The 2,655-nt window shown below is 63.4% G+C and carries 1 protein-coding gene; it reads right to left on the minus strand.

Translation table 11 applies throughout. The features are described 5' to 3' along the window. Window positions 1-161 precede the first annotated feature (161 nt). Window positions 162-2,655 (minus strand): beta strand repeat-containing protein (locus BLQ85_RS24520; protein ID WP_254779710.1); only part of this gene is annotated, 2,494 nt, incomplete at its 5' end.

Raw genomic sequence — 2,655 nt, forward strand, 5'->3', positions numbered from 1 at the left:
GGGACCCAGACTGCGGGTCGCCTTTCTTTTGGGTACTTTTCTTTGGCGAAGCAAAGAAAAGTGCCTCGCCCGCCGGGGCGAGACCCGGCCAGCAGAACTAAAAAGAGGAAAGAGGAGGATGAGAAGGAAGAGCGCGCAAGGCCGGAGCAAGACCCGGCTCCTTACTCCTCGCCGGTCTTGCCGGCTTCAGCAGCAGCCGCAGCCAGCGCATCGGCAGCCGCGTCACCACCACCGAAACCACCGCCGCCAGCGCCACCACCCGACGAACCACCAAGTCCGGCAACGGCTTGCAAGGCCGCGTCATACGAACTGACCAGGCTGGCATTACCCACAGCTGCCGTGCTGGCATTGGAGGTCACGATGCTGAGCGCACCATCGACAAAGCCCAGCGCATAGTTGCCGGAGATCGAGTTCAGCCCGCCTGGTGTGATCAGGTAGTTGCCCGCGGCCACTGCCCCCTGCGAGGAGCCGCCGTAGGCCAGCGCACCACCGATGTCAGCCGAGGTGTCGCCCGCCACAAAGCCGTTGTAGCTCACGCCGTTGCCGCCGCTGTAGGCCGAGCCGTCGTACAGCTTGGTGTCGCCGTTGGCCGTCACTGTCAGCGCCTTGGGCGTGATGCTAGCTGTGGTCGTGGTGGTGGTGTTCAGCAGGTTGTAGTTGCCGGCATCGGTGCCTGAAGTGCTGATGCCATTCACGCCGACGGCCTTGCCTGTGCCGGCATTCTTGTCGGCGAAGGTGGCGCTTCCCGTGATGCCGACCACATCGCCGGCCACGCGGTTGTCGCCATAAGTGACCGCAGCCACCGTGCTGCCGTCGTACACCTTGTTCACACCCGTGGCCGTCACCGCCAGGTCGGCCTTGTTGATGGTGCTGCTCGTGTTGTTGGCGTAACTCACGGCGTAGTTGCCGTTGTTGACGCCGTCGCCCACCGTCACGCCGCTGGTGGTCACGGTCTTGTTGCCGATGCCGGCGTTTTTGTCGGTAAAGGCAAAGCTGCCGCCGGTCAGGCTGTCGCCGCTGAACAGCGTACCCGCCGTGACGGTAGCCGCCCCTGCCGCCGACAGGTTGCCGTCATAAGTCTTGGTGACGTTGCTGCTGCCCACCGTCAGGCTGGCCTGGGTGATGCTGGCCTGCTGCGTGCCGCCCGTGAAGGTGTAGTTGCTGGCAAGGCCGCTGCCATCCACCAGGTTCAGGCCGGCCACCGTCAGCGTCTTGTTGGTGCCCACATTCTTGTCGGCCATGGTGGCAGTGCCCGTGACGCCCAGGGTTTCGCCGCCCACCAGCGGGCCGATACTCAGCACACCGGCCGCCACGTTGGCCGTGCCGTCATAGCTGCGCGTGCCCGACACGCTCACGGCAAAGGGATTGATGGTGCTGGTGATGTTGTCCGCGTACGTGACGTTGTAGTTACCGTTGTTCACGCCGTCGCCCACCGTGACACCCGAAGTCGTCACGGTCTTGTTGCCGTTGCCGGCATTCTTGTCGGTAAAGGCGAAGCTGCCGCCCGTCAGGCTGTCGCCACTGAACAGCGTGCCGCCGGTCACGGTCGCGCTGCCCGTGGCCGTCGTGTTGCCGTCATAGGTCTTGGTGACGTTGCTGCTGGACACCGTCAGGCTGGCCTGGTTGATGGTGCTGGTGGTGTTGTTGGCGTAGCTGATGTTGTAGTTGGCGTTGTTCACGCCATCGCCCACCGTCACGCCTGTTGTCGTCACCGTCTTGTTGCCTGTACCCGCATTCTTGTCGGTAAAGGCAAACGTTCCGCCCGTGGCGTTGTCGCCTGCAAACACCGTGCCCGCCGTCACCACCACCGCACCTGTGGCGCCGGTCGTGCCGTCATAGGTCTTGGTGACGTCGCTGGTGGACAGCGTCACATTGGCCTTGTTGATGGTACTGGCCGTGTTGTCGACATAGGCGATGTTGTAGTTGCCTGTGACATCGACGTTGCCGCTGTCCTTGATGGTCAGGCCGCTGGCTTGCACCGTCTTGTTGCCGCTACCCGCGTTCTTGTCGGTAAAGACTTGCGTGGCGGCGGTGTTGACCACTTCACCCGCACCTGCGCCTGCCAGCGCACCGACCGAGCCCGTACCCGTGGCATTGAGCGTGCCGTCGTAAGTCTTGGTCACCGCATTGGCCGTCACCGTGAGGTTGGCCTTGTTGATGGTGCTGGTGGTGTTGTCGACGTAGCTGACGTTGTAGTTGCCGTTGTTCACGCCATCGCCCACCGTCACGCCGGCCGTGGTCACCGTCTTGTTGCCCGTGCCGGCATTTTTATCGGTAAAGGCAAAGCTGCCACCCGTCAGGCTGTCGCCGCCAAACAGCGTGCCGGCTGCCACCGTGGCCGTGCCGGAAGCCGCCACCGTGCCGTCATAGGTTTTGGTGACGTTGGTCGTGGTCAGCGTCAGGTTGGCCTGGTTGATGGTGCTGGTGGTGTTGTCGGCATACGTGACGTTGTAATTGGCATTGTTCACGCCATCACCCACCGTCACGCCGCTGGTCGTCACGGTCTTGTTGCCGGTGCCGGCGTTCTTGTCGGTGAAGGCAAAGCTGCCGCCGCTGGTGTTGTCACCTGCGAACACCGTGCCTGCCGTCACCACGACAGCGCCTGTCGCGCTGGTCGTGCCGTCATAGGTCTTGGTGACGTCGCTGGTGGACAAG

The sequence above is a fragment of the Polaromonas sp. JS666 genome, from assembly GCF_900103405.1.
In the GTDB taxonomy this organism is placed as follows: domain Bacteria; phylum Pseudomonadota; class Gammaproteobacteria; order Burkholderiales; family Burkholderiaceae_C; genus Polaromonas.